At 37.1% G+C, this 26,928-nt stretch carries 18 protein-coding genes; 17 read left to right on the forward strand and 1 reads right to left on the reverse strand.

All coding sequences use genetic code 11. The features are described from left to right. Nucleotides 1-126 precede the first annotated feature (126 nt). On the reverse strand, nucleotides 127-1,947 hold the full coding sequence (locus J2Z40_RS07315) for a serine hydrolase (RefSeq protein ID WP_066400664.1): 1,821 nt from the start codon (nucleotides 1,945-1,947) through the stop codon (nucleotides 127-129). A 427-nt stretch (nucleotides 1,948-2,374) separates the two neighbouring features. On the opposite strand from J2Z40_RS07315, the gene J2Z40_RS07320 reads away from it, so the two are divergent. From J2Z40_RS07320 to J2Z40_RS07400, 17 genes are all read left to right on the forward strand, one after another. Beyond that, a complete protein-coding gene (locus J2Z40_RS07320) occupies nucleotides 2,375-3,397 on the forward strand; it encodes a serine hydrolase domain-containing protein (RefSeq protein ID WP_342590323.1) in 1,023 nt (340 codons plus the stop codon). Nucleotides 3,398-3,593: 196 nt separating this feature from the next. Further along, nucleotides 3,594-3,860 carry a hypothetical protein gene (locus tag J2Z40_RS07325; RefSeq protein WP_066400666.1) on the forward strand — a complete coding sequence of 89 codons (267 nt, stop codon included), beginning with the start codon at nucleotides 3,594-3,596 and terminating at the stop codon, nucleotides 3,858-3,860. Beyond that, on the forward strand, nucleotides 3,860-4,144 hold the full coding sequence (locus J2Z40_RS07330; protein WP_066400667.1) for a type II toxin-antitoxin system RelE/ParE family toxin: 285 nt from the start codon (nucleotides 3,860-3,862) through the stop codon (nucleotides 4,142-4,144). The genes J2Z40_RS07325 and J2Z40_RS07330 overlap by 1 nt, the downstream gene beginning before the upstream one ends. Nucleotides 4,145-4,448: 304 nt before the next feature. Next, entirely contained in the window at nucleotides 4,449-5,405 is a 957-nt protein-coding gene (locus tag J2Z40_RS07335; RefSeq protein WP_162840520.1) for a tRNA dihydrouridine synthase, read from the forward strand. Between the two features lie 498 nt (nucleotides 5,406-5,903). Further along, nucleotides 5,904-6,854, forward strand: a complete 951-nt coding sequence (locus tag J2Z40_RS07340; protein ID WP_342590325.1) for a glycine betaine ABC transporter substrate-binding protein — start codon at nucleotides 5,904-5,906, stop codon at nucleotides 6,852-6,854. A gap of 127 nt (nucleotides 6,855-6,981) precedes the next feature. After that, nucleotides 6,982-7,704: an MOSC domain-containing protein gene (locus tag J2Z40_RS07345; protein ID WP_066400669.1), complete on the forward strand. Its 723-nt coding sequence runs from the start codon at nucleotides 6,982-6,984 to the stop codon at nucleotides 7,702-7,704. Between the two features lie 772 nt (nucleotides 7,705-8,476). After that, nucleotides 8,477-9,550, forward strand: coding sequence for a Wadjet anti-phage system protein JetD domain-containing protein (locus J2Z40_RS20095; RefSeq protein ID WP_157087904.1), 1,074 nt, complete (start codon nucleotides 8,477-8,479; stop codon nucleotides 9,548-9,550). Further along, nucleotides 9,541-11,055, forward strand: a complete 1,515-nt coding sequence (locus tag J2Z40_RS07355) for a hypothetical protein (protein ID WP_245350009.1) — start codon at nucleotides 9,541-9,543, stop codon at nucleotides 11,053-11,055. The genes J2Z40_RS20095 and J2Z40_RS07355 overlap by 10 nt, the downstream gene beginning before the upstream one ends. After that, nucleotides 11,052-11,789: a DUF6063 family protein gene (locus J2Z40_RS07360; protein ID WP_066400671.1), complete on the forward strand. Its 738-nt coding sequence runs from the start codon at nucleotides 11,052-11,054 to the stop codon at nucleotides 11,787-11,789. The genes J2Z40_RS07355 and J2Z40_RS07360 overlap by 4 nt, the downstream gene beginning before the upstream one ends. Beyond that, complete coding sequence (locus J2Z40_RS07365) at nucleotides 11,776-16,245, forward strand: coiled-coil domain-containing protein (protein WP_066400672.1); 4,470 nt, start codon at nucleotides 11,776-11,778, stop codon at nucleotides 16,243-16,245. Before J2Z40_RS07360 ends, J2Z40_RS07365 begins: the two co-directional genes overlap by 14 nt. Before the next feature lie 289 nt (nucleotides 16,246-16,534). Then, nucleotides 16,535-16,933 (forward strand): VOC family protein, encoded by a 399-nt coding sequence (locus J2Z40_RS07370; protein WP_066400674.1) that lies wholly within the window; start codon nucleotides 16,535-16,537, stop codon nucleotides 16,931-16,933. A 153-nt stretch (nucleotides 16,934-17,086) separates the two neighbouring features. Continuing rightward, nucleotides 17,087-18,226 (forward strand): sensor histidine kinase, encoded by a 1,140-nt coding sequence (locus J2Z40_RS07375; RefSeq protein WP_066400675.1) that lies wholly within the window; start codon nucleotides 17,087-17,089, stop codon nucleotides 18,224-18,226. Next, nucleotides 18,223-18,855 (forward strand): response regulator transcription factor, encoded by a 633-nt coding sequence (locus J2Z40_RS07380; protein ID WP_066400677.1) that lies wholly within the window; start codon nucleotides 18,223-18,225, stop codon nucleotides 18,853-18,855. The genes J2Z40_RS07375 and J2Z40_RS07380 overlap by 4 nt, the downstream gene beginning before the upstream one ends. 140 nt (nucleotides 18,856-18,995) lie before the next feature. After that, nucleotides 18,996-19,928, forward strand: a complete 933-nt coding sequence (locus J2Z40_RS07385) for an ABC transporter ATP-binding protein (RefSeq protein ID WP_066400678.1) — start codon at nucleotides 18,996-18,998, stop codon at nucleotides 19,926-19,928. A 15-nt stretch (nucleotides 19,929-19,943) separates the two neighbouring features. Beyond that, nucleotides 19,944-21,203 (forward strand): ABC transporter permease, encoded by a 1,260-nt coding sequence (locus J2Z40_RS07390; protein ID WP_066400679.1) that lies wholly within the window; start codon nucleotides 19,944-19,946, stop codon nucleotides 21,201-21,203. Then, complete coding sequence (locus tag J2Z40_RS07395; protein WP_066400680.1) at nucleotides 21,203-22,303, forward strand: ABC transporter permease; 1,101 nt, start codon at nucleotides 21,203-21,205, stop codon at nucleotides 22,301-22,303. Before J2Z40_RS07390 ends, J2Z40_RS07395 begins: the two co-directional genes overlap by 1 nt. Before the next feature lie 600 nt (nucleotides 22,304-22,903). Continuing rightward, nucleotides 22,904-26,839, forward strand: coding sequence for a S8 family serine peptidase (locus J2Z40_RS07400; protein ID WP_066400681.1), 3,936 nt, complete (start codon nucleotides 22,904-22,906; stop codon nucleotides 26,837-26,839). Nucleotides 26,840-26,928 lie beyond the last annotated feature (89 nt).

The raw sequence follows: 26,928 nt of genomic DNA on the forward strand, positions 1-26,928 counted from the left end.
TGATTGATGATGAAGTTGCACGGAGGCTGGCGATTGCTGAAAAGCATTTTTACAGTAATAGTTAAAATGTAATGCGTCCCAACATTTTCTCAACTTTTATACAATAAAGGATTTCAGCAAAAAGTCTTAAAAATAAAAATCCCAATACAAGATATTCACACATAAAATAATAGTGGAAATAAGCGTCATGATTCTAATTGACGTTTGATATTTATATGTTTTTTTATTTTTTAATAGAAAAAGTAAATAGCCACTTATGACAAATGAAATAGCCATATAGAATATATTTGCAGTTAAAAAAGGTGTAAGTGATGAATAGGTTGTCATCGATAATGTTTTGTAACCAATCCAAATTACGTTAATGAACATGAATACATTTAACAAATGTTGAATTACATGTAATTTAGATTGTTGTTTTTTTCGTAACTTTTTAAAAACCGTGACAATCATAAATCCAAAAGAAAACAGGGCGGAAAATACCCCTAGAATCATTAATCCCCATTCAAGGAAATGTTTATAAAATGGAACGTAAAGTAAATCTGTATGTACAGATGATAAGATTTTTTTAGTTTCAGGATGTTTGGAATAAACATCAAGAGCATATCCACTAAAGTCATCTTCTGTTATGTAAATATTCGGCTCTGCCTGTGAATAATAAAAGTCGTTCATCATTAAATCATGTGAACCCGTCTGTTTCGCTTTGCTCCTTAAAAATAGTCCGTATACTTTACTAAATCCATGGCGAGGCACGCGAGCTGGCTCATAAATGCCATTCCATTCTGAAGAGTTCTCCAAATTTGTATGATTTCCTATATGCGTATAGTTACCAAAAATAATTTCAGGAATGCGTAGTGTGAACGTACTTTCGTTTGCCATGTTAGTCAACACTAAAACGCCTATACGCTCTACTCTGTCTAAATAAATGGAGGAGCTGAAAGAAATCGTATTTCCTCCATGACCAAAAACCTGCTCACTAGCGGATGGCAAGAAAAATAAACCATTTGCAATTCTTGGTATACTGGATTCCGGGTAATATAAAGAAGGTTTAAACAGGAAATCAATGGTATTGTGGTGTTTAAATAAAGGCGTTCCATCCTCAGCTAATAGCGCTTGTAATAGTTTTTGAAGATCTGAGGCTACTCCCATTACACCTCCGGAAGGATACATAGGAATCACATAATGATTCGGTTCTATTAATTGAAGGTCCTCTGTATACCCTTGCACTTTTTGCCTCTGCTCTTTCACCCACTGATTATCGTTCTGTTCGGGATCTATTGCTGTTTTTGTCATGTGAAGGGGATCGAAAATATGCTTTTGAATGTATTCTCGATAATCTAAACCACTCACTTCTTCAACAATGTAAGCTGCGAGACTTGCCCCATAGTTTGAATAAGCAACAAATTGCCCAGGGGGAAATACTTGCTTAATATCAGCTGCTTCCAGTGCTTCTCTTAATGAAGGAATTTTAGTAGGATGATAGATCATTAAGTCTGTATAACTATCATCAAATCCCGCTGTATGATTCATTAAATGTTGCAAAGTGACTGGAGTGTCAAACGATGTTTTTAAGCGGAAATCATGAGGCAAATAAGTTTTGATATCCATTTCTAAAGCAAGTTTTTCATCCTCTACTAATTGTAAAACACTAATCCAAATGAGGATTTTAGAAACAGATCCCCATTCAAAAACTGTTTCCTCATCGACGCGTGTTTGTTTTTCTATATCTGCATACCCTTTCATTTTATAAATTATTTCATCCTCGCTTACTGCAATCGTTGCGACACCAGCAGCAGTATTTTCATGTTTTGTCATAAAATCTATTAATTTATTTTCTAATCTTTGTTGTTCCGTTGCAGAAAAGACAGGTTTAGTAGCATATCCAAACAAAATATAAATAAGAAATAAACAAATGAATATGTTAAATCGTTTATTATTTTGATTGTTCACTATATATCAGACCCCTCTCCCTAATTCCCCCTATTATTCCATAAAGTGGGACGGAACTCCAATTATTATTACATCCAGACATTCACTCGATAATTACAAAAGTGGTCCATAATAAACAGTTTTAAAAATACCATTCAAGACTGATTTTCGTTAATACATAAATTGTTAAACATATTATAATAGAATATAAATTGAAATGAATCAGTGGGGATTTAATTGAGATGGTTTGAAGTACGTCGGTATTTTCGTTGTCTTCTAGTAAAAGCTTTTTAATCAAGAGTTCCAGTTGTTTACCATTGAGACAGTTATATATGTAAGTTTCAAGCATATGATTGAATGAATTAATGAGTAAATTGAACAGGAATGAATGTTTAAAAGCAGGGGGAATTGTATCAATATTAATAAGGGATGAAAGGATGATATCTCTGTGGATACTACCAAAATTGATATTCTTTTTAAGAAATTAACATCATCTGATAAAATTCATGAAAGCGTATTACTAATTGAAACATCATCTGGAGATTTCAATTTTACTAGAGAGTATGAGCGGGATATAGATTCCCCTATGCTTATGGCTAGTACAACAAAGCTTTTTACTACTACCTGTATCTATGCCTTAGCGCAGGAGGGGAAGATAGATTTAAAAGATAAAATATCTCATTATTTGCAAAAGGAAATTATTGCTGGATTACATGTCTACAAAGGTAAAGAGTATACCTCGGAGCTTACTATAGAACATCTATTATTACAAACAAGCGGTTTGCCTGACTTTTACCTGGAGGGTGCAAAATCTATTTTTTCAAAGGTAAAAGAGCAGGATTTTTCTTACTCCTTTGAGGATGAACTCAAATGGATTAATTCTAAGAAAGCTCGATTTATACCCGGCACAAAAAGAAAAGCCTATTATTCAGATGTCAACTTTGATTTGCTTGGTAAAATCATTGAGGTGGCAAATGTTTCTACGCTGCAGGAGGCATATGAAAAATACATATTTTCCCTATTAAACCTCAAAAACACCTATATTGCTTGCAATGAAAGTGATTTCATACCACATACTTATTATAAGAACCAACGTTTAGATAGACCTTTGTTTGTTCGTAGCAGTTATGCTAGCGGCGGCGGAATCACAACTGCACGAGAACTAATGATTTTTATCAAGGCATTTTGGAATGGAGAACTATTTGATACAACCTTCTTCTCCAAGCAAACACAGTGTAATCCGCTTCAGATGTCTTTCTATCCTATTCACTATATGAGTGGGTATATGAAAATCAGTGTGTCATCCCCATTTAGGAAAAAATACACATTAGTTGGTCACTCGGGTTCAACAGGTTCTTTTGCCTTCTATTGTCCAGAAAAGGATCTATTTCTTGTTGGTGATGTACCGCAAATCGCCTCTCCCAGTTCTTGCGTTAGATTAGCCATGCGAGCTGTACTGGCTGCTCATTGATAAAGCCGAGTAAAAACATATTGAGATTCACAATATAAAAAGGGCTTATTAACAGATCGCATTATTTTACAATTGTATTTATATTTTTCATAATAAAGATAATAAGGAAAGTACGTATTAAATGTCATTGTTTAATATTAAAGTTACTGATATGTGATAATATGTAATCAAATCCATCTTAATCGGCGGTGATCAAATGGTTAATGTATTATCTTCAGAGGAACTTATGAATTACATTAGTAAAATGGATAGTGAAAATTCTGTCGTTCAATTTTCTATCCCGGGTAAAGGCAGATTTACACTTGTTCTTCAAGAGGAAGACGATCAATCAATAAAAGCTGATGTAAAGAAAAATCCGCAACTTGAATTGATGTTTAAAGAAAGTGAAGAACAATATAAGAGTGGACTAGGGGATACGACTTCAGATCTATTAAAGTCACTTTCAGAAAAGGATTTCAGGTAATGGGAGCCCGTAATGTTATATGGACTCCAGCTGTGAGAGAGAAACTTATTGAATTTAGAAGTTCCAGATTTACAGCTGAGGAGACTTTTGATTTTATTTCTCATCTCGTGTTAGAAATAGAGGATTTACTAAAAAACCCCATTATAGGTAAAGCCTATACTGAGAAATTTGGAAAATATAAAGGGATTTCAAGATTAGTTATTAAGAAATTTCAAATTTATTTCAAACAAGTTAATAATGATATTGTTATTATCGCAATTTTGTTTCCAGGTGAGAATAAATAGCGATAAACCTAAATGGATTTTTCTAAAGCACGATCCTAAGCCCTCTTATGGTTGAATTCGGTATAATAGAAAAGCAGTTGATATAGAGCCCATCTATACCATCTGCTTTTTTGTTTATAAAAATTCCATTCAACGCCGATTTTCGTTACAATAAAGAATGTTGATTTTACAAATGATAAATATCCAAATGTGTTTGATAATCAGATATGACGCATGATATAAGTATAAAAGAAGTGAACATGTGGCTTTATATTTTTCATTGAAAAATAAAGTTGTATCGATAGTGAGAGGATTTGAGTTTGAAATGATCGATAATTTTTGGCGTGATTTGCCGCGGCCGTTTTTTGTGCTTGCACCAATGGAAGATGTGACAGATGTTGTTTTTCGTCACGTAGTCAGTGAGGCTGGGCGACCAGATGTGTTTTTCACAGAGTTTACAAACTCTGATAGCTATTGTCATCCAGAAGGCATAAAAAGTGTGCGTGGCCGTTTGACATTTACGGAAGATGAACAGCCAATGGTGGCGCATATTTGGGGGGATAATCCCGAATATTTCCGACAAATGAGTATTGGCATGGCAGAGCTTGGATTTAAAGGCATCGATATTAATATGGGCTGCCCGGTACCGAATGTGGCATCGAGAGGGAAGGGGAGTGGCCTTATTCTTCGTCCAGATGTTGCAGCAGAACTTATTCAAGCAGCAAAAGCAGGCGGTCTTCCTGTCAGTGTGAAAACACGACTTGGCTATAAGGAGATTAATGAGTGGGAAGAGTGGCTAACGCATATTTTTAAACAGGATATTGCAAACCTTTCTATTCATTTACGTACGAGAGAGGAAATGAGCCAAGTTGATGCGCATTGGGAGCTCATTCCAGAAATCAAGAAATTACGTGACCGTATCGCACCTAATACACTGCTAACAATCAATGGAGACATTCCTGACCGTCAAAAGGGGTTGGAGCTTGCGGAAGCATATGGGATTGATGGGGTAATGATCGGGCGAGGGATTTTTAAAAATCCATTTGCTTTTGAAAAAGAGCCTAAAGAGCATAGCAGTGAGGAATATCTTGATCTTTTAAGATTGCAGCTTGATCTACAAGATCAGTATGAAGACGAACTGCCACGTTCAATGACAGGACTTCATCGCTTCTTCAAAATTTATGTCAAAGGATTCCCGGGCGCTGCTGAATTAAGAAATCAATTGATGAACACGAAATCAACAGATGAAGTACGTGCCATGCTTGATAACTTTGGAAAGTGATTAAGTTTTTTATGAAGGAAGGAATTCTTTAGAATGTGAATAACTTAAATAGCAGTGTTTTGTACGATTATTTATAAATAAATATATAGACCTTTGAGTGCTGTGGTTATTGAATCCTCTATTCAATTGCACAACAGCTCATAGGTCTTTTTTTGTTCGTAGATATTTCCCGATTGTTAAAGATGACGTTGAAGTGACGAGGCCATTCCAAACTGCGGGAGTTACCATAGTAGTATGCTAAGTTGGATTTACCTGTATATTTCATGAATGAGTTTAAAAAGTGCCCTTTCATATTGAAAAGTGGAGGAAAGTAGAACATTTGTAAGGAAAGTTGATACCCAGTACATATGGTAATTTCTGTCCGTATTAAATGAACGATAATAACAGAATATACGGTTTGAATTGGATAAATTAATCACGTTACAATTAAATAGGTATTAATTGAAATATTAATAAAGTTTTGAATTTGAGGTGAATTTAGCAACAGTTGTTATCTCTATTTTTACTAGATCACATCATTCGAAATATAGGCAAGAAAAAACAAGGAGGAAAAGCATGATATTTAAAAGGGTTTTAGGCATTACATCAGCATTAATAGTAACACTTGGACTAGCAGCTTGTGGAGGAACTGAAACAGAAGACTCTGCAACAAAATCGATAGGAGAACAGTTAGATTATAAAATTGTTGGGATTGACCCAGGGGCGGGATTAATGAAACTAACAATTGAAGATGCACTGCCTGAGTACGGTCTTGATAAGTGGAATGTTATTGAAGGTTCAGGTGCTGCAATGACAGCCGCATTGAAAAAGGCTTATGACAAGGAAGAGCCAATCATTGTGACAGGCTGGAATCCGCATTGGAAGTTTAATAGCTTTGACTTAAAATACTTAGAAGATCCAAAAGGAGTTTTTGGTGGAGCGGAAGATATTAATACAATCGCACGTCTAGGGTTAAAGGAAGACCATCCTGATGCACATTTATTATTAGATCAGTTTAACTGGGAACCAGCTGATATGGAAGAAGTCATGGGCTTCATTCAAGATGGAACAGATCCAGTTGATGCTGCTTCACGGTGGATAAGTGAAAATGAGGACTTACTGAGTGAATGGACAAAGGGCGTCAATAATGTGAACGGAGAAGAACTTACGCTGCTTTATGTAGCGTGGGACGATGTAATTGCTAGCTCACATGTTGCAGCAAATGCTCTTGAAAGTGTTGGGTATGAGGTGAAATTGGTGCAGGTGGATGCAGGTCCAATGTGGGCTGGTGTGGCAGACGGAAGCGGAGATGCTATAGTAGGCGCATGGTTACCAACAACACATGCTGTATATTATAAGGAATACGAAGGAAAGTTTGAAGACTTAGGACCAAATCTTCAAGGTACAATGCAAGGACTAGTCGTACCTGCATACATGGATATCGACTCCATAGAAGATTTAAAAGAATAATATAATTTTAGAGAAAAGATAGCAATATTCATCGTTTGCTATCTTTTCTTTATCAGAGCTATAAGTCATGTCTAATCAAAGAAAATCTCATACATATAAGAAAAAAATAAGTAAAGGAGTGAATGAAATGTTAATCGGAAGTATGAAGGAAATTGTTCGTCATCCAGTAAAGTCCTTTTACGGAGAAAGTGTACAAAAAACAAAAATAATGGAATATGGTTTATATGGAGATCGGAGTCACGCCTATTTAGATGAAACAAGTAAAGGTAATTTCTTTACAATCACTCAATTCCCGGAAATGGTTCGCTATAAAGCAAGGTTCATAGGGGAGGAATCCATAGAAAAATATCCAAAAGTTGAAGTAATGACACCTGGGGGCGAAATTGTTGATTGGGATGATGAAGAATTAATTCATGAATTGGAAAAAAAATCGAACCGAAAAATATCTACAAAAAAATATCTCCCTTCGCATGTGCCTATTTGTCCAATAGCAGAAGAGCCGATTCAGCTTGTAACGGATGCTTCCTTAGAGGGATTGGAGGAAATTTGGAAGGGTCAGGTAGACTCTAGACGCTTTCGTCCGAATCTACTCATTGCATTAAAAGATAAGGTACCATTTATAGAAGAAACATGGTTTGGCAGACGAATCAAAATAGGAAGAGACGTAGAAATTCAATTAAAAAGACATTGTAAAAGATGTATGATTATTACAGTTAATCCAGAAAATGCAGAAAGAGATCCGAGTTTGCATAAAACGGTTATAAGTGAAAGAAACAATAATATGGGCGTTTATGCCTCTGTAATTAAAACTGGTGAAATTCATGTAGGGGATGAAGTGCATCTTCTCTAATGAGTTTTGCTTAAAATTAGCGTAAAAAAAGAACAAGATTTCAGCAAGCGGATGAGCATATATTTCCGCTTGCTTCTTTTTATTATTCTATAAGGATTACTAAATTCGAAAATAGCTATAGATGTAGTAAAGGGTTTAACTAGTAGGCAATATAAAATAGGTGGTAGGAGGCATCGTAAAAAACAGTGTAAATTGTGTAATCATATCAAGGGAAAAGATAGAATGTTACGGCTTTTCATATTTAGATATCGGATAGAGGGGATCAGGTTGAGTACCGAGCAGAAAAATAGACGGAGAAATTCCGCTTATTTCGTAATTTTTAACAAAAAAGGCTTAAATAAGCGGAGAAACTCCGCCTATTGATTCAAAAAATGCAAAAAAGGACAATTTTACATTAAATAAGCGGAAAAATTCCGCTTATTCCCACGAAAAACGGGTTCATTCTGCATTTAGCCGGAAAATTTCCGCTTATCTTAAGATTGCCCGTTACTCGATTTAGGACAAGAGGTTTTCTTTAGATGAAAGTAAGGCTATAAGGGGACATTCTTTAGCAGAAGTCATATATTTGCCTCAACAACTCTTTTTAGAGTAAGTAGTAGAGTGATTTTTTACAAGTCCATGCTCTATCCGCACACAGCGCTCCACAAACAATGAATGGGTTGTTCCCTAGAGGAAAATCCATTTACCGCCTCATAAGTAACTAGTTTATAATAAATAGATATCCCTTTTATAATAGGGTACTTTTCTTATGGAAAAAAGTAGAGGCAAGTAGGTGATTACAATCAACATCATTGAAACGCGGGTGAGAAGTTTTGTGGAAGATATTCAGCACCCTAAGCAAAAAAAGAAGATTAATATAAATGATTTAGAGCTTCAGCTTCGAAAGCTCTTGGATGATTATTTTGAAATGGACGGGTATTCGTTGTTCTATCAATCGATTGAGGCAATGCATGTCGAAGGAATATTGACGCCCATTCAAAATAAACAATATAACGGAAGAACACCAGCACTTCATCTATACTATTGGGTGAATGTAAAGGTTCAGGAAGATAAATGGGATCGGCTTGAAATGATGAAAGTAAGTGATAGATTTGATTTTTCCTTTTACGAACGTCATCCTGAATGGCAAACAAAAGAGGAATGGCTTCGAATTGAAAATGTATATACATTTCTAAAATCTAGTACGGATAGGGAAATGGTATCTGTGGAGGAAAGAAGTCTCGAACTGTTTGGACATGAAAAGTTTTTAGTGGATTCGGATAACTTCCCTGATGGCAAAGGATTTTTAACGCGAATTGGAGTAACGGAAAATCAGTTGAAAATGGTGAATTATGGGGAGCCTTTTGTCTTTTGGATGAAGCAGGGAAAAGAAATAAAAGACATTCGAAGGGTTCTTATTGTTGAGAATCTATCTTTCTTTCATACGTCCATTCAGCTTTTAGAAGCCAATAGATTAGACTATGAGCCTGAACTGATTATATATGGCGAAGGAACAAAGATCGAACGGAGTTTCTCCTTTTTCAATCAGATGTTCCCCGCTAAGCCGTATTTATTCTATTATGCAGGGGATTTGGATGCGGCAGGATGCGGCATCCTCATTCGACTGATTCAAAAGTATCCCGATTGCTCGATACAGCCGGCGTTGAAAATTTATCGCAAAATGCTTGATTGTCTAGAACAAAAAAACAACCAAAAACAAGGACAGAATCAAAATCCCAGATACCGAGATGAATTTATTCAATGGTTTACTGAGGAGGAACAAGCGGTTTTAATCCAATTATGGGAGGAAAAAAAGCGGATTCCGCAGGAAGTACTAACAGTTGAAACATGGGGGAGATGGATGTGAACGAGTCATGGGAAGGGTTTGCTCAGAGGATGCAGCGATTGAATCCTCTGTTTGAACTTGGGAGAGGAATGGATGTTGGAGAGCTAAAGCCCCATATCCAGACGATTCTGATGCAAGTGCTCCTCACCATTTTTTACCGAGAATTAAATGATGATGACAATCGACGTAAGATAGATATTAAATACATGGTTGAAGATGCCATTAAGGAAATGAAGCTTTTAGCAGATGAAAAGCAAATTGATCGGATTACGGGTGGTCTTCTTTATTCAGGAAAGGAAGAGTTTAGTAAGCCTTTTGAAGCCTTGTATTATGATGAAATCAGAGGTTCATGGGAAACTCAGACTTTCCGCTATGTCACGATGGATGAACTGTATACAAATTTAGAGATAGGCGGCTCTATCGTTTATAAGCTTACAGAGGTTGCACAGGAACTGATATTTATGAGTCGGGAAATGGCAGAGGAATTCTCGATTACCATTGAGCAGCTTTATAGTATGCAGCTTATTAAAAATGGGAATTTCAGAAAAGCTACCCGAAACCTTGATCATCTTATTTCAAGAGTGAACCGCCTAATGTCTAGGGAGTTTTCCTTTCAGAAGGAAATGATTAATAATCCAAAAATCCTCTTAATGGAAGAGGAGTGGCAAAGGGCTGATAACCGAGAAGAGATTGAAAAACAGTTTGAAGAAGAAAAAAGTCATTTCCGTACGATCACGAGCATGATCGAAAAAACAAAGCGAAGAAATGAGGAAGATGATTATATTCAGAAGGAACTGATTCTTCTGCAGGAGAAAATTGGTCATACAAGGCAATTGCATGATCGGTTTGCCAAGCTCGTCATCCAAAATATTTCCTATGAGATGAAGCTAAAGGTGGAAAATCCTTCGCTGTTTTGGGAAAACAGTCTCGTCTCTTTCCGGGAGCATTTTTATGAAAATTGGTTCATGAAAGAAGGTTTTTCTCGTTTTGAAGAAATCGAAAACGTATTAGCACCTTTATTTTCAACAAAAAATGAATTTATTTTGCCACTTGATTGGATTTGGGGTGAGCAAGAATTCGATGAAAAGAACCAAGCAGATGAAGTGGAAGAAGAGGCACCACAGGAAAACATCACAACTCAACGCGTGACAAATTGGGATTCAGTTATTAAGGCTTGGAGCTATGTCTTTCAATACTTACAAACCTATCGTGAATTTTCTATAGCTGATTTAGCAGATTTGCCATTAGAAGTGCAGGATTTGTGGGTAGAGGAATCGGAAACGATTGATTTATGGATGATGTTTGATAAAAAGCCATTGAAAGTTCAAGTGATGCACCGAAAACTAGAAACATTGAGTGATGAGAGAGAGATTCTTCTTTATAAATTAATGCAGGAATATCCCCAATTTCAAATGTTTGAGGGCTTGAAGATATATACAGAATTTGATTACCGAGCAGAACCACTCCTATGGCACCGAATGAAAATATCCCCTTTTAAAATTTGTGTACAGGAGGAGAAACGATGAATGCAGAAACGATAAAAAAAGCATCACAAGTTTATTTTACCCTTTTAAAAGAGAAAGTGATTGATGAAAATAGTGAGCATTTTCAAGTGTATTTTGAACCAGATGTAAGGCAGACAGTGCTTTTATTAGCAGATGAATCCGGTACATATATTATTGAAGCTCCAAAGCGTATTCATTTGGTAGTCCAGCCTACAGGGTCAGTCTTTGCTACAAATTTCACCCATATGAAGAATAAGCATCGGCAAGTCGAAACGAAAAAACACTTCCAACTTATGAGTATCATTATCATGTGCTTTTTGGCAAGTATTGACCGAAACCAGGCTGCTAAAGTACGTACGAAGCGGGAAGGAATAAGCTATTATGCTCTAGAAAGACAAGTGAATGATCTTATTATGAATTGGGCTAGTATGCTGAATGGAAATCCTCGCTTAGGGGAAGAAGAACGGATTGATATGAAGGAAGCTGTTACAGTCTGGAAGAACATGGAGGTCGACACAGACGATTATGGAATAAAGAAAGGCAATCGTCGGACGAGAATCGGTTTAATTGCGGGTAGCATGCGGCTGTTAGAGACAGAAGGTTTGATTGTCATTCTAGACAGGGACGATATACCTAAGGTGATTCCCCGAAATGAGTTATTTGAGCGAATAGAATATTTATACCATGATTATGATCGATACGAGATGTTTAAAAAATTGATGACAACAGAGGAGGATGAGCATGCCGAAAATTAACCAAATTAGAATTGTAGGCCTCAAGTATGATGGCATGCAAAAGCAATATAAGGACACCACATTCCACTTCCATAATGAGAGTACATCATCAAATGGCCTCATTGCCATGATGAACGGTGGTGGAAAAGGCGTGTTCCTGCAAACAATCTTCCAAGTCATTAAGCCAGGAACATCTTGGGGAAAACAAAACAACCGTTATTATCAGCAGTTCTTTTTTAATAATAAAGAACAATTTATTCCATATACGTTTCATGTTGTGATTGAATGGGAATTGGATGGTGCTGACAGAAGACATCTGATCACTGGAGGAATGTTCTCAGCAGAACAGCGGATTTCCATGAATGATGAAGGTGACAATGAAAGGAAGTCCTTGGAGCAAGAAGCGAAAATAGTTCCAAATATAACTTTTTACACAAGAGAATTTGAACGGAATGAAGTAGCTACCCTTGAGCATATTCCACTATTTGAAAATGATGAAGTTGCAGAAACAGAAGGCTTGAAGGATTACCTGAAATGGAATGGCTATGATGTATACCGTGATACGAAGAAGCATTATCGTATCCTAGATACTTACGGAATTAACCGTAAAGACTGGGATATTATGAAGGATATCAATAAAGATGAAGGTGGAGTTGGAAAATATTTTGAGGGAGCGGAGGATGATCATTCCTTATTCCAAAAAAGAATTATTCCGACGGTAAGCCAAGTATTGCATCGAACGGAGCATCAAAAGAACGACCTTGTAGAAATCTTCAAGAGTCAGGCAAGCATTGCAAAGGATCTGCCAATTCTATTAAAAAGAGAACAAGCCCATAAAGAATTTTTAGAGGATATCGTCCCATTCGAGGAGTACTTAGTTAAAGGAATCGAACATAAGGAAATTGTTGATGAAAGCATTAAAGTGGGCAGACAATTTCTTGGAGCTTTGGAGCATCTGAAGCAAACGGAGGAAGAAACACAGCTGTCTTTAGAGAAAGAATTAGAAAAGTTAACGATAATGCAAGTGGATCTACGCTTTCAAAAAGATAATTTGGAATATGCTAAAGCCCATCGAGAGGTTCTTGATTGGGAGCAAAAGGTTAAAGAAGAAAAGAAGAAGCATGAAGACTTGGAAACGGCTGTTACAGCAAAGCAGGAGAGAAAAGAAGAGCTCTCTTTTCAACTTCTTTTGAAGGAGTGGCATGAATACGAACAAACCATTCGCACTCTTTCACAGCAGATTGCCACACTGGAGCAAAATAGTGGATTAGAGCAAGTGAACCAGAGAATGGACGAGGTTAAAAGGAAAGTAGCAGCTGAATGGGAGCAAGCGCTTCAAAAATTACAAGAAGCTGTGAAGCAACATGTAGGCTATCAAAAATTCCTAAAGAAAAAAGAAGCAGAGCTTTCTCAGCAAGATAAACAAAAGACAAAGGAAATTGCTCAAGTTACTACAGAAATTGATTTCCTTTATACTCAAATTCATGACTTTGCCACGAATGAAGAAGCGCTCATTCAAGAATTTGGTGATCGTATTACCTATGATATGCAGGGATTTATTGAAAATTTAACGAAACAAATAGAAACAAAAAAGACAAGACTCCAAGAACTGCAAGATGAGGAGAAAGCATCGAATGAAAAACAAAATCAACTAGCAGAAGCAAATGGAACACTTGTTCAATCCATTCAGCATACAGAGGAAAAGTGGGGAGAATTAAAGGCTGAAAATGAAAGACAGAAGCAAAAGGAAGCAAAGCTTTATGAGAACCTTCAAGGATTGTTAACGGATGTCTCAGTCCCATTTACAAACTCTTTATTATCGAATTACTCCTTGCAGATTGAAGAAATGCTCATGCAAAATCGACAAGAAGCGGAGCAAGTCAAAAAAGAGCTTTGGGAATCCCAGTTGGATCATACGTTAAATGATGAGCCTTTTTGGATTGCCAATAAAGATGTGAAGGAGTTAAAGGAATGGATTGATGAGAAAACAGGCATTGATGTTTTTTATGGTTCCCAATTTCTACAGTCTTTAAGTGCTGAGGAAATAGCCAATTACTTGATTGCATATCCACTGCTTCCATATGGATTAGTCGTTAATCAGCATCAATGGCAAAAAATAAATCATCAGATTCTTTCTGTAAGAAAGTTTAATAGTCCTGTTCCTATTTTTTTGCGAGAGGAAATGAACAAAAGCAATACAAATGCGGAAGAAGGATTTGTGTTGCTATATGGTACGGAACGAGAACTATTAACAGATAAACAATCATTCACCAACTGGAAAATCAAGATTTCTAAACAAATAGAAGAGAAGATGGATACGCTTAATGAAATCGAAAAAACAGAAAATGCATTGAGACGTATTTTGACAGAAATCGATCGCTTTCTATCCAAAAACCTTTCTATTGATATTGAAAAGGCAATCAGTCAAGAACAGAATGCTCTTCAAGTAAAGAAAGTAAAATTACAGGACATTACAAATCAAGCAGAAAAAGAAAAAGAGCTACAGCTTCAGCTAAAAGAGCAGATAGAGAAGGCATTAAAAAAGATAGATAAGCTTTCAAAGGATGTAGAAGTATTAGAAGATTTTGAGCATAAAAGAGTTATTCATAAAGAAAACCAACGGGTGAAGCTGGAGAAGGAAAAACAAAAGGAAGTATTTGTCGGCAAGCAAGAGGAAATCAGCAATGAGCATCAAACGATTGTTAACTTAACAGTTCAGTGGAACCAAACGTATTTGGAATGGAAGCTGAAAACAGAACAAAATATAAAAGAGATTGCGCTTTTCATTGAGGAAGCGGCGTTTCCTTCTGATGAAAAAGCAGACCGAAGTGAGGAGATTCCAAACCTTTCTCTGCATCATTTAGAAGAAATCAATGGGAGCATGGACGAGCTAAAGCAGCTTCAAAAATCAAAGGAAGAGCAAGCGCGAGAATTACTCATTATTCAAGCTAAGAAAGAAACGGAACAGAAGCAGCAAAAGAAATTAGAGAAAAAGCTGAATGCTCATCGGGAGGACTGGAATGAAGCGCCAGAGCCGAATGAACCGATTAGTATAGTAGAAACGATGCTGCAGACTGCACAAAAGGAAGCGAAACAGGCAGAAAAGGAAGAACGTGAACAGGGAACGGCGGTAACGAAAGCGGAAACGACCTTGGATCATGCGAAGGTACAGCGTGATAAAGCAGGTAAAAAAGCAGCAAAACATGAACAGCAGCCACAAGAATGGGAAGAGCTTGACTTAAAGATAAAAGAAGTTGAAATCATTGACCTCACAAAGAAGACAAAAGAGCAAATCAAGCAAACAGAGAGCCTCCAGAAAGAAGCCGAAACAAAAATGGCTGGCTATGAAGGGGATTTGTTAACTTTATCGGTGATTCTCAAGAAGGAAGCAGCCGTATTCACAAATGATGACATCAAAAAAATCAAGAGTCAGGGAAAAGCTTGTATCCTAACCTGGTGTGAAGAGCATCAAGCGATTCAAGAGGAAGGCCAGGAGAAGCATGCGAAAATTGAGCAGTCCTTAAGAAACCTAAAACTCACAATTGAAGGGAAGAATTGGGAGATTCGCTTCAAAAATGAAGTATTAACGACTCTAGACCATTTGGATACGAGGCATTATACCCATATTCAAAGTGTTGTAAAGAATATGAAGCTCTTCTCACAAAGCGGCTTGGAGCAGCTAGAACGTGATAAGGAAAGGGCAGAGAGGGCGCAAAGCTTCTGGGCAAGCCGTGCCAGCATGAAGGTTATGAGTATTTCAGAGGCAATCCGTTCGATGATTGCAAAAATGAAGCTGAAAAATGAGCGTGGTTCATTCCCTCTTGTTCATTTAAAAGAGGATATATTACCGAAAAAGCCTGAGGATGTTGAACCACTTTTGAAGCAGCATTTCGTCTCGTCTATTAACAAAATTACAAAGCAATTTGATTTGATCGATGACCAGAATCGTGCATTAGATCAAGAAATAAAGGAGCTCATTAGTGATGAGCAAATTTTATTTGTTTCACTAAGGAATCGATACCCAGAATTACTTGTCTATAACATGAGAACAGATAATGCCTTTATGTATGGGAAACCGCAAAAGGAGCATTACTCAACATGGCAAACGATCAATCAGGGCTCAAAGACAAAATCAGATGGCAGTGGCGGACAAAAATTATCAGCTCGAATGGTTATGATGATGATGCTATTATCAGTGAAGAGTGAAACGGATCAGAGCTGGGTACCATTAGTATGTGATAATCCATTTGGACAAGCGGCTTCGGCACATGTCCTAGACCCTATTTTTGCTGTTGCGGAGAAGCTGAAATTCCAATTCATTGTCGTTACTCCACCAGAACTGGTGAAAACGGAGATTAGCCAAAGGTTTGATGCCTACTACAAACTCGATTTCATTCGTGAAAATGGAAAAGAAATTGTTTCTGACACGATTATTCCTGCGTTTCGGATCTATCAAGGTGAGAAAGTGGGCCAATAGGGCAGATAACTTGTAAATTGTGTAATTCGTTCTAAGGATATTTTTCAATGAATTCCATCAAAAAATCAATTTATGAAAAGGGATATAGGCAAGTGAAGAAGAATCCATTCTACAGCAAATTCACTTATGAATGTCCATTTTCAACATTAATAGTATATGGTGAACATGCATAATCAAGAAAGTTGAGCTTCACTTGCTTTCTGATAGGAAACGAGTTGCTTTAAGTTATACGTTCTATTTAATAATCAAAAGAAATTAAAAAACTTAGTAGAAAAGGAGTCGGTTTATAATGGAAAAGGTTATCCCTTTCTTAATGTTCCAAAATGGCAAGGCAGAAGAGGCGATGAATTTTTACACCTCGCTTATAGAGGATTCGGAAATTACCAACATTATTCGATACGGAGCGAATGAATCTGGGGACGAAGGAACGGTGATGCAGGCTACATTTACTTTAAAGGGGCAAGAATTTATGTGCATTGATAGTCATGTGACACATCAGTTTGCCTTTACCCCTTCTTTCTCCATTTATGTTACTTGTCATACTGAAAATGAACTTGATACACTTTATCAAAAGCTAAGTGAAGGTGGACAAGAACTTATGCCACTAGGTGATTATGGATTTAGTAAGAAATTTGGCTGGGTAAATGATAAGTTCGGGGTTTCTTGGCAATTAGATCTGCCTAGATAATATTGTTAAGCAAGAGCACGGGATAGAAAGTTTCCGTGCTTTTATTATGGGAAAAACTTGGATGAAAAAGTTGGGACGAGTATGTCTGGTGATGGAATTGATTAAGTGATACGATACAAATGAGTTGTACTCCCATAAGGAAGGGACTATTCGATGAAATCATATTGGTTATGGCTTTTTCTTAATATAATAGTTTGGCTGCTGGCAGTCGTTTATTTTAACGAAGATTTAGATAATTTAACGATACGCTTGTTTGGAGTTACCTTCTATTTTATTCAATTCTTTATTATTCCGATTACAATACGTAAGACCAATTTGTTAGTAATCATTTTGAGCATAAATGCACTTCTTGCAAGTATATCTTTACTTCCTTACGATAATGGTGGTTTTAACCCATTTCTCATTCTGATCATATCGCTCCTAATTGCAGAAGGGTTTTATCGTTTGTCAATTGGTCGTAGCATGATTGTAGGAGTAATTGGAACATTTGGGTTAATTGCAAATGTTCTATATTCCAATCTAGATCCATTTGTTCAACTTTTTATAGGAATTTATATTATTTTATTAATTATCGCTATGATATTTTATAAGAAAACAAAGAATCGCTCAGATGATCTGGAGGCGAGATATCAAGCGCTTCTAAGTGAGTATCGTGATTTAAAGCGAAGAGTGATTTCAGAAGAAGATTTAGCAAGACAGGAAGAGCGAGTTCTAATCGCACATGAGATTCATGATTCAGTAGGACATACATTGACAGCATTGCTAATGCAGCTCGAAATGTTTCGGTTAAATATATCGGGCGAATATAAAGAACAAGTACAAACCTTGAAAGAACTAGCTAATTCTAGCTTAGAGAAGACGAGAAATGCGGTAAAATCTTTAAAGGCTAGAGAATCTGGCGGTCTTCCTGGGATTTTAAGATTAGTTCGAAAACTGGAAATGGAAAGCTTTATCCGCATTCATTTTTCCGTAAAGCATGGCGCTTTTACTGCGCCGTTAACAGGAGAGCAATCTTTTGTTATTTACCGTTCTGTGCAAGAGGCATTAACGAATATTATGAAACATAGTCAGGCAAGAGAGGCTGAGATTACATTCGAAGCACCAGGCGGCAGTATTTTTCGCTTTGAAATCAGTAATCCAGTTATAGATAATCATAGATATCAGGAAGGATTTGGACTCACATCCATGCGAGAGCGGTTAGTAAAGTTTGGCGGCAATCTTGAGGTTTTTAAAACAGAGGAGCAATTCGTTGTTACTGGATTTATAAGAATTGGATATGAGGGATTAGAATGATTCGAATATTATTGGCAGAAGACCAAATAATGGTTAGACAAGGATTAAAAATGATGATTGAGTCGGATGAAGAAATGAGAGTGACAGGGGAAGCTGACAATGGCAAAGAAGCGGTTCTTCTTTGTGAAAAACAAATGTTTGACATTGTCATTCTTGATATTCGGATGCCAGTCTTAGATGGAATCGAAGCAGCAAAAGTGATTCAATCCCGCTGGCCCAATACGAAAATCTTAATACTAACGACGTTTGATGATGATGACTATGTGTTGGAATCATTAAAAATTGGAGTGAGTGGGTACATTTTGAAGACTGGAGATACAGATTCCTTACTTCGCTCCATTCGAAGTGCTTTAACCGGTGGGTTGTCCATAGAAGACCGAGTGGCAGCTAAAGTCATGCCGCTTCTACTTAATCGTGGGGAAAAGCACGTGGCTGATCCATCTTTAACTCCCCGTGAAAGAGAAATTTTGACATGCATTGGTGAAGGGCTCAACAATGGAGAAATAGCAGAAAGATTAGCTATATCTGTTGGAACAGTAAAAAATAATACGAGTCAGATTCTGAATAAATTGGCATTAAGGGATCGGACACAGTTAGCGATTTATGCCATTCGTCATAATCTTGTATAATAAAATGACAGAAGTAACGCCTAAATAAATATTTCATGACTAGAGACAGTGGTGACACTGTTTCTTTTTTTATACATTAAAAAGGAATAAGTCACAATAGAAATGGGTTAGGAAAATTAAATTAAAGGAGTGTTAAATAGATGCTAGAAACGGTCAATCTAAGTAAAACGTATAAAGATAAAAAAGCAGTAGATGAAATTGAAATATATTTAGATAAAGGGGAATCGGTTGGATTACTTGGACCTAATGGTGCAGGAAAATCAACGACTATTTCAATAATTTCCTCCCTATTAAAACCTACCTCCGGTGATGTCAGACTTAACGGAAAAAGTACGATTAAAGATCCATCTGAAATTAGAAAGGTGCTTGGTGTTGTCCCGCAAGAAATCGCCTTGTATGAGGAACTGTCTGCATATGAAAATCTTAAGTTTTTCGGCAGAATCTATAAAGTGAGAAAAGATCAATTGGAGGATCGTATTCAAGAAGTACTAGGGATGGTTGGGCTAAAGGATCGGCAAAAAGAGCTCGTTAAAACGTTCTCTGGTGGCATGAAAAGAAGGGTGAATATTGCAGCAGCACTCTTGCATCAGCCAGAAATTCTGATTCTTGATGAACCAACAGTCGGGATTGATCCACAATCAAGAAACCATATTTTAGAGACGGTTAAGAAATTAAATGAAGAACATGGAACAACCATTTTATATACAAGTCATTATATGGAGGAAGTTGAACAATTATGTAATCGTGTCTACATTATGGACCATGGAAAAGTTGTTGCTTCAGGAAGCAAAGCTGAATTATTAAGTATTTTATCCAGTGAGGACACGATACAAGTACATCTAAGCAAAACAACTGATGCATTAATTGAAAAGATTAAGAATATGGAGCATGTACGTCAGGTGGATGAAACAAGTGATGGCATTCGCATTATTACAAAAAAGGGCAGCAGCATTTTGAGTGATTTAGTACATGCGGCAGAAAAGGAAAAAAGTCAGATTGTTCATTATCAAGTAGAGGTTCCAAGTCTTGAAGATGTATTCTTACATTTAACTGGCAAGACTTTGCGAGATTAGAAGGGAGGAAAAAAAGTGGGCTCATTTTTTAGAAAAGACCTATTAGTGTTTTGGAGAGACCGTAAAGAGATTCTGCTAGCTCTATTCCTTCCTATCATAATCATTCTTGTTTTAAATACAGCTTATTCTGGCCTATTTAATAGTGACTCAGAGTCCGTAAACATTGATGTAGCCCTTGTTCAGGAAGATAATGAAGCATTGGGGCTAGAGCGATTTGCAGATGCTGTAAACGGTTTGGAAATGTCCTCAATCGAGAAGGAAACATTGCTCGAACAAGCTGCACAAATTACACCAGTGCGCCTTATTGATGATTTTTTTAGTAATCCAGAATTAAAGAAATGGATCAATATAAAGGAATTAAAGGAAGAGGAAGCAACAGAGTTAGTGGAAACAGGGGAATTAGATGCGATTATTAAGATTCCAGAAGGGTTTACGTATGAGGTTCTATCTCATTTAATGCTTGATGAGCAATCAGAAGTTGCATTAACGATCCAAGCTGAAGAGCAATCTACAGAGGTGAGTGTTCTTCGAGACGTCACACAGAATTTCATTGATACGATTAATTTACAATTCGCACTCGGAGGCGCATCTGACGCTGAAGCAAAAGAACTGGAACTGCCGCAAGGAGGAACAGAAGTAGTAGAAGGTGTTGAAACCTTTAGTATGACACAATATTTTACAATTGGGATGAGTACCCTTTTTGCATTATTTATTTCACAGACGATTGCGATTAAAACGGTGACAGAAAAGAGAGAACGTGTTTTTAATCGGATTTTATTAACGAATAGTAACCCTATTCATTATCTAACAGGAAAAATGCTTGCTACTTTTTGTTTAACATGGTTGCAGTTGGTCATTATCTTTACGTCAATGCAATTCATTTTAGATGTTTTCACTGAAAAACCATTGGTGTTTTGGATTGGGTTATTAGCAGTTATTACTGCATTTGCACTCACAGTCGCTGGATTATCTGCCTTATTTACTATTCTTACTCTGTATTTACATGACTCAAACGCAGTGAGTGGGCTGACTTCACTAATAGTTATGATGTTTGGGTTTCTTGGCGGCAGTTTTTTTCCAATACAAGGTTTTCCGGAACTTCTACGAAAAATTGGAGAATGGACACCGAATGGCCTCGTACAGACTACTTTAATAAAGTTGATTCAATTTAATGACTTGCAAGATTTAATGATTCCGATCATCTTTTTAATTGGAATGTTTATTGTTTGTTTGACTATTGGAATAGCATTCTTTCCGAAAAGGGGGAGGATATAATGTACTCAGTAATGATGGCGCAATGGATGAAAGAAAAACGGAAGCCACTACTCATTCTTTTATTTATTGTCATAAGTATTTTGGCAACAGTCATATTTGGCGATGCATCACTGTATACGCAAACATCTGTTGAGGTATATAGCACCGAAGAAAACGCTGAGGAAATCGAAAAAAAATGGGAGAGATTGTTAAATGAGGCAAGTGATATAGAATTTGTTATTACAGTTGAAGAGGAAGCGCTTAAGAATGTTTCTGAAGGAAAAAGCGATGTTGCTGTTCGACTAATGGAAAAGGATTATCGCTTGATTACTGCATCTGAAACACCCAATTTACAACTAGTTGAGCAGGAAGTTCAAAAAGTATTTACAAAGGAAGCAAGACTTGAAGCAATGACTGACGTCGTGAATTCGTCTAAATTACGAAATGAAGTGAAGGATTACCTGGAAAATCCGCCGATTAAGGTTCAATCTGAATCGTTAGCTGGCGAAGAAATTCCACAATATAATATGGGCATGCAGCTATTGTTTGGCTTTACCTTGTTTTTTGCGATGTTTACGATTGGTTTTAAAGTTAATGGAATTAATGAAGATAAGGTGAGCGGAATATGGAACCGGTTGATTCTCTCTCCAGTGAGTAAAACAAGCATGTATGTAGGTCATCTTATTTATAGCTTCCTCATTGGATACGTTCAAATATTGCTTGTTTTTCTTATCTTCAAATATGTGATGGGCTATGATATTGGAAATCTTCCAATGATACTTGTGATTTCAGCAGTGTATACACTGAGCATGGTAAGCCTCTCAATGTTGATTGCAGGAGTAGCTAAAACACCAGAAAAATTTAATATGATCTTTCCATCAATCATTCCGATCATTCCAATCATTAGTGGGATTTATATGCCGCCGGGTACCATTAGTAATCCAGTCCTTCAATTTATAGGAGATTTGTTTCCTTTATCCCATGCAACAGAAGCAATGATGGGGGTTGCATTATATGATAGCAGTTGGAATGATATAGCCCTGCCGATTTCCCTCATGCTACTTATTGGTGTTGTATGTATGGGGCTAGGAATTAATATGGTTGAACGGGTGAAAAAATGAAGGAGATTTGTTGGCTCCGTTTATGCTTAAGATAGGAGAAAATCAAAGTTAAATCAAAAACTTCATTCTATAAAGAGACAATATATTTTTTTTTGATTATTCATGTATAAAAGGCGCCGAAATAACAAATCGGTGTCTTTTTTATGCAATTACTTATAGATTGAGGGGAGGATCATATTTCTATGAAAATTGGAAAGTAAATTATTACGCTGAAGCAAGATAGGTACTTTCTCCATAATTATAATAGGATTTGATCAAAAGATACTTTAGAAGCTGTAGGTCAGTTCTTATCGTTCTTAATAAAGTAAAAATAGTTCTTTTTGTAGTATTATTTTCCAACATACTATAGTATAATTCTATTAAATGAAATGGAAAAGTTTATTTCATTTTTTTTACCTAAAACGTTCTTTTTAAAGAACTTATGAAGGGGGGATAAAAAGTTAGACAATTAATCTATTCACTAAATCCACAAGAACAGCAACGAACCGTAAGTTCATTCATACCTTACTAAAAAGGAATGAAATAGATTTTTATACATAGGTGAGTGAATAGAATCCAATCAGTACTTGATAGAGAAAAGAGAAGTAGGAGGAGAGTTTATTGGGGAAAAGAAAGTTTACAAAACTATTTAGTAGTTTCCTAGCTTTTCTAATGGTCATTTCGATCGTATTGCCTGTTTCTGCAACAGAACTAGGAACGACTGATCAAAAGCCATTCAAGCAGCAACAACAAAACGAAAGAAACATGCTATTAAAGGCAGCAATTGCGGAGCAATTAGAAGCAGCTGAAGGTTTACCAAAGCTTCATAAAGAATTAGAGGGTAAATCAGGGAATGAATTGGTCCCAATCATTGTTCATTTATCGGAAAATCCAGTAGCATTAGAAAAAGGAATTGGTGACCTAAAAGGAAAAGCACTTTCAAATTCTAAGCTTTCAGAAATCCGCAGCAAAGTAAAAAGACAGCAAGCGGATGTTGATAAAGCAATGAGAGTAAAAGGAATTCTATTTGAAAAAGGTTTTACTTATGATACCGTTCTTAACGGTTTTGCTGCCAAAGTAAAAGCAGATGATCTTCAAAAACTTCTAGACATTACTGGCATCACATTAGTAGAACCTGATACAGAAGTTCATGCAACTAATGAGAAGCCTGCAGATTCAACGTCAGACCTTGAAAAAGTAGGAGATTTCGAGGCGAAGATGAACACAAGCATCTCTTTTCTAGGGATCGAGAAGGTCTGGGATGAGGGATACAAAGGAAAGGGCGTCAAGGTAGCTGTACTTGATACAGGTATTGATCCAGACCACCCAGAATTCCAAGGAATATACAAAGGTGGAAAAAACTTTATTCCAAACAGCTCAACTTATGCTCGTGAACGCTCAGATGACGATGCACGGGAAACTTCGCCGAAAGATCGTCCAGCTAGCCAGCCAGAATTCAATGCAGATGGAAGATCCTTCTACACGGATCACGGTACGCATGTTGCAGGAACCATTGCGGCTATTGGTGCGAATGAATACGGAATTGAAGGCATCGCACCTGAAGTTGATCTTTATGCATACCGTGTTCTTGGTGCATACGGAAGTGGATCTACATCAGGAATTATCTCAGCGGTTGAACATGCGGTTAATGAAAAAATGGATGTGATTAACCTTTCTCTTGGTGGAGGCAGCAACTCAGAAAATGACAGTTTATCCTATGCGATTAACAATGCTATGATGGCAGGAGTAATTTCGGTTGTTTCATCTGGTAACTCAGGACCAAATCGGGGAACAGTAACAACTCCTGGAACAGCACGTCTTGGAATTGTAGTCGGTAACACGACTAATCCAGAAACACAACATAACGGATTAGTAACAATCAATGTTGGTGAAGATTACAATTACTCGAAACCATTGAAATTTATGGGAACAACGTTTGGGCAGGATCTTGCTGAACAATTGGATGGCGAGTATGAGCTTGTTTCTGTACCAAATGTTGGTGCTGTATCTGACTATGATGGAATTGATGTAGATGGAAAAGTTGCCCTTATCGCACGAGGAGAACTTGCATTCGTTGATAAAATTGCCAATGCAAAGGCAAACGGAGCCATTGCAGCAATTATCCACAACTTCTCAGGAGGAACAAATGCACCAGATGTATCAAACGTGTTCTTAGGTGATTCATTTGCCTTCATTCCCACGATAGATATGTCAGTAACGGACGGAACAGCAATCCGTGATGCATTGAAAAGTGGCAAAGGAACGGTTATATTTGGAAACTATAGTTCGGAAAAGTCCCTAGGTGATGATGTGAATGACTCTAGTTCCCGAGGCCCATCCACACCGAACTTCGATATAAAACCGGATGTAACAGCTCCAGGAACAAACATCATGTCCTCTGTGCCAGCTTATAAATGGGACTTCCCTGAAGCTAGCTACGAAGAATCCTATGATCGTTTTACAGGAACATCTATGGCAGCACCTCATATTGCTGGAGTTGCAGCACTAGTCAAACAAGCAAATCCAGATTGGAATGCTTTTGATGTAAAGGTTGCGATTTCAAATACAGCGAAACTTCTTAATACTAGTAAATATGACGTCTTCGTTCAAGGAGCGGGCCGTGTAGATGCATATGCTGCCGCATTCCCAAGCGTGCTTGCTTATGCTGAGGATGAAGCAGTACTTGATGGATCCGGTGAAATTGTACCGAATATTAAAGGAACAGTCACATTTGGTCCGCAAAAACTGGACAAAGATATTACAGTCACGAAGCAAATTCGCGTGAATGATCTTAATGGAGCGGGTGGAAGCTTTAATGTAACCGTGGACGTAACGAAGTCATTTGCTGATGCAAATATCACAATTGACAATCCGTCCTTTACATTAGCACCAAATGGAGAACAGTTATTAAACGTTACATTAACAGCATCGAAAAATACTGCAGCTAAAGCTGGGGATGAAATTTTAGGCTATATCCATATTAACGGTGGACAAAACCATGTTTCCTTGCCATTTGCTGCTGACTTTGGCGGAGTGCCAGCTACTCAAATTATGGATATGAGAATTACTGAAACAGATCTTTCCTTTAATGGAGACGGAGTGAAAGACTCTGCGATGCTTTATTTCACCATTACTGGAGATGTCGGAACGAACTATATTGAAATTTGGAATATTGAGGATCCTGAAGGAGGGGCATATGGTGATGGCTATATTGGTTACCTACATGCAGGAACTTCATTGGGGGCTGGTTCATACCAGTTAGCAATTAATGGGGAATATAGACCATGGGAAAATTCATCAACATTAACAAAAATTCCTGATGGCCTATATACAATTGACTATACTGCTCAGGCAGCAGCAGGTATAATCGGTGACTATGTTGGTCCAATTGTTGTAAAATCTACAGTACCTGAAATCGAGGGTGAAGTGGCAGAGAACAAATTAACAGGTCAAGTAACAGATAAGTACATTGATTATAATGATGTTCTAAAAGATTATGGGCTTAACTACGAACTCAATACAAAACTGAAGGCTTCCTATGTCATCACAAGTGATGGAAAGGCAGGCACTGCAGTACCATTGACACTTAATCAAGATGGTTCATTTGAAATTGATCTTACTCAAGATGCAGAAAAAGTGACTGTTTATGTAGAAGATGCTGCTGGAAATAAAGGGGAAGCTGAATTTGTTTATGAAAATACAGCAGAAATCAGCCTATCTGTAGACCAGTCAGATCTTACAATTGAAAAAGGCAAAACGGCATCAGTCATAGTTACTCAAACGACGAAAGATGGCGACGAATCAACAGATGAAGATGTAACAGCTAAAGCAACATACACAGTGGCAGATGAATCGATTGCAACAGCAGAAGCTGGTGTCATTACTGCAAAAGCTGCTGGCAAAACAACTGTTACTATTTCATATGGCGATAACGAAGTGAAAGTAGCTGTAACTGTAGTTGATGGAGAGCCAGGCCCAGAGCCAGAAATCAGCTTATCCGTCAATCCATCAGAAGTAAAAATTGAAAAAGGCAAAACGGCATCAGTTGTAGTTACTCAAACGACGAAAGATGGCGACGAATCAACGGATGAAGATGTAACAGCTAAAGCAACATACACAGTGGCTGATGAAGCAATCGCAACAGCAGAAGCTGGTGTCATTACTGCAAAAGCTACTGGCAAAACAACTGTTACCATTTCCTATGGCGATAACGAAGTGAAAGTAGCTGTAACTGTAGTTGACGGAGAGCCAGACCCAGAAAAAACGGTTAGCTTGAAGGCAGACAAGAGCCTATTCTTAATTAATGTAGGTGCAACAGACAAGGTGAAGATCACTGAAGTAACAACAATTGGTGATAAAGTAACAGAAGAAGATGTAACAGCTAAAGCAACATATAAAATGGCCAATGAAAAAATTGCAACCGTTAAGGAAGGCGTCATCTCAGGAAAGTCTGTTGGGATTACAGAAATGACTGTCACTTACGGTGGAAATACAGTTACGATTCATATTGCTATTGCACAACCCGATGGGGAAAGACCGGTTAGACCATTACCATAAGTTGTACTTAGGTCTTGGTAAAATCATTTGAAATAAATAAAGAAGAGTCAGCATTTTCAATGCTGACTCTTCTTTATTATTCTATTAGA

The organism is Cytobacillus eiseniae (assembly GCF_017874625.1).
Classification (GTDB): Bacteria; Bacillota; Bacilli; order Bacillales; family Cytobacillaceae; genus Cytobacillus; species Cytobacillus eiseniae.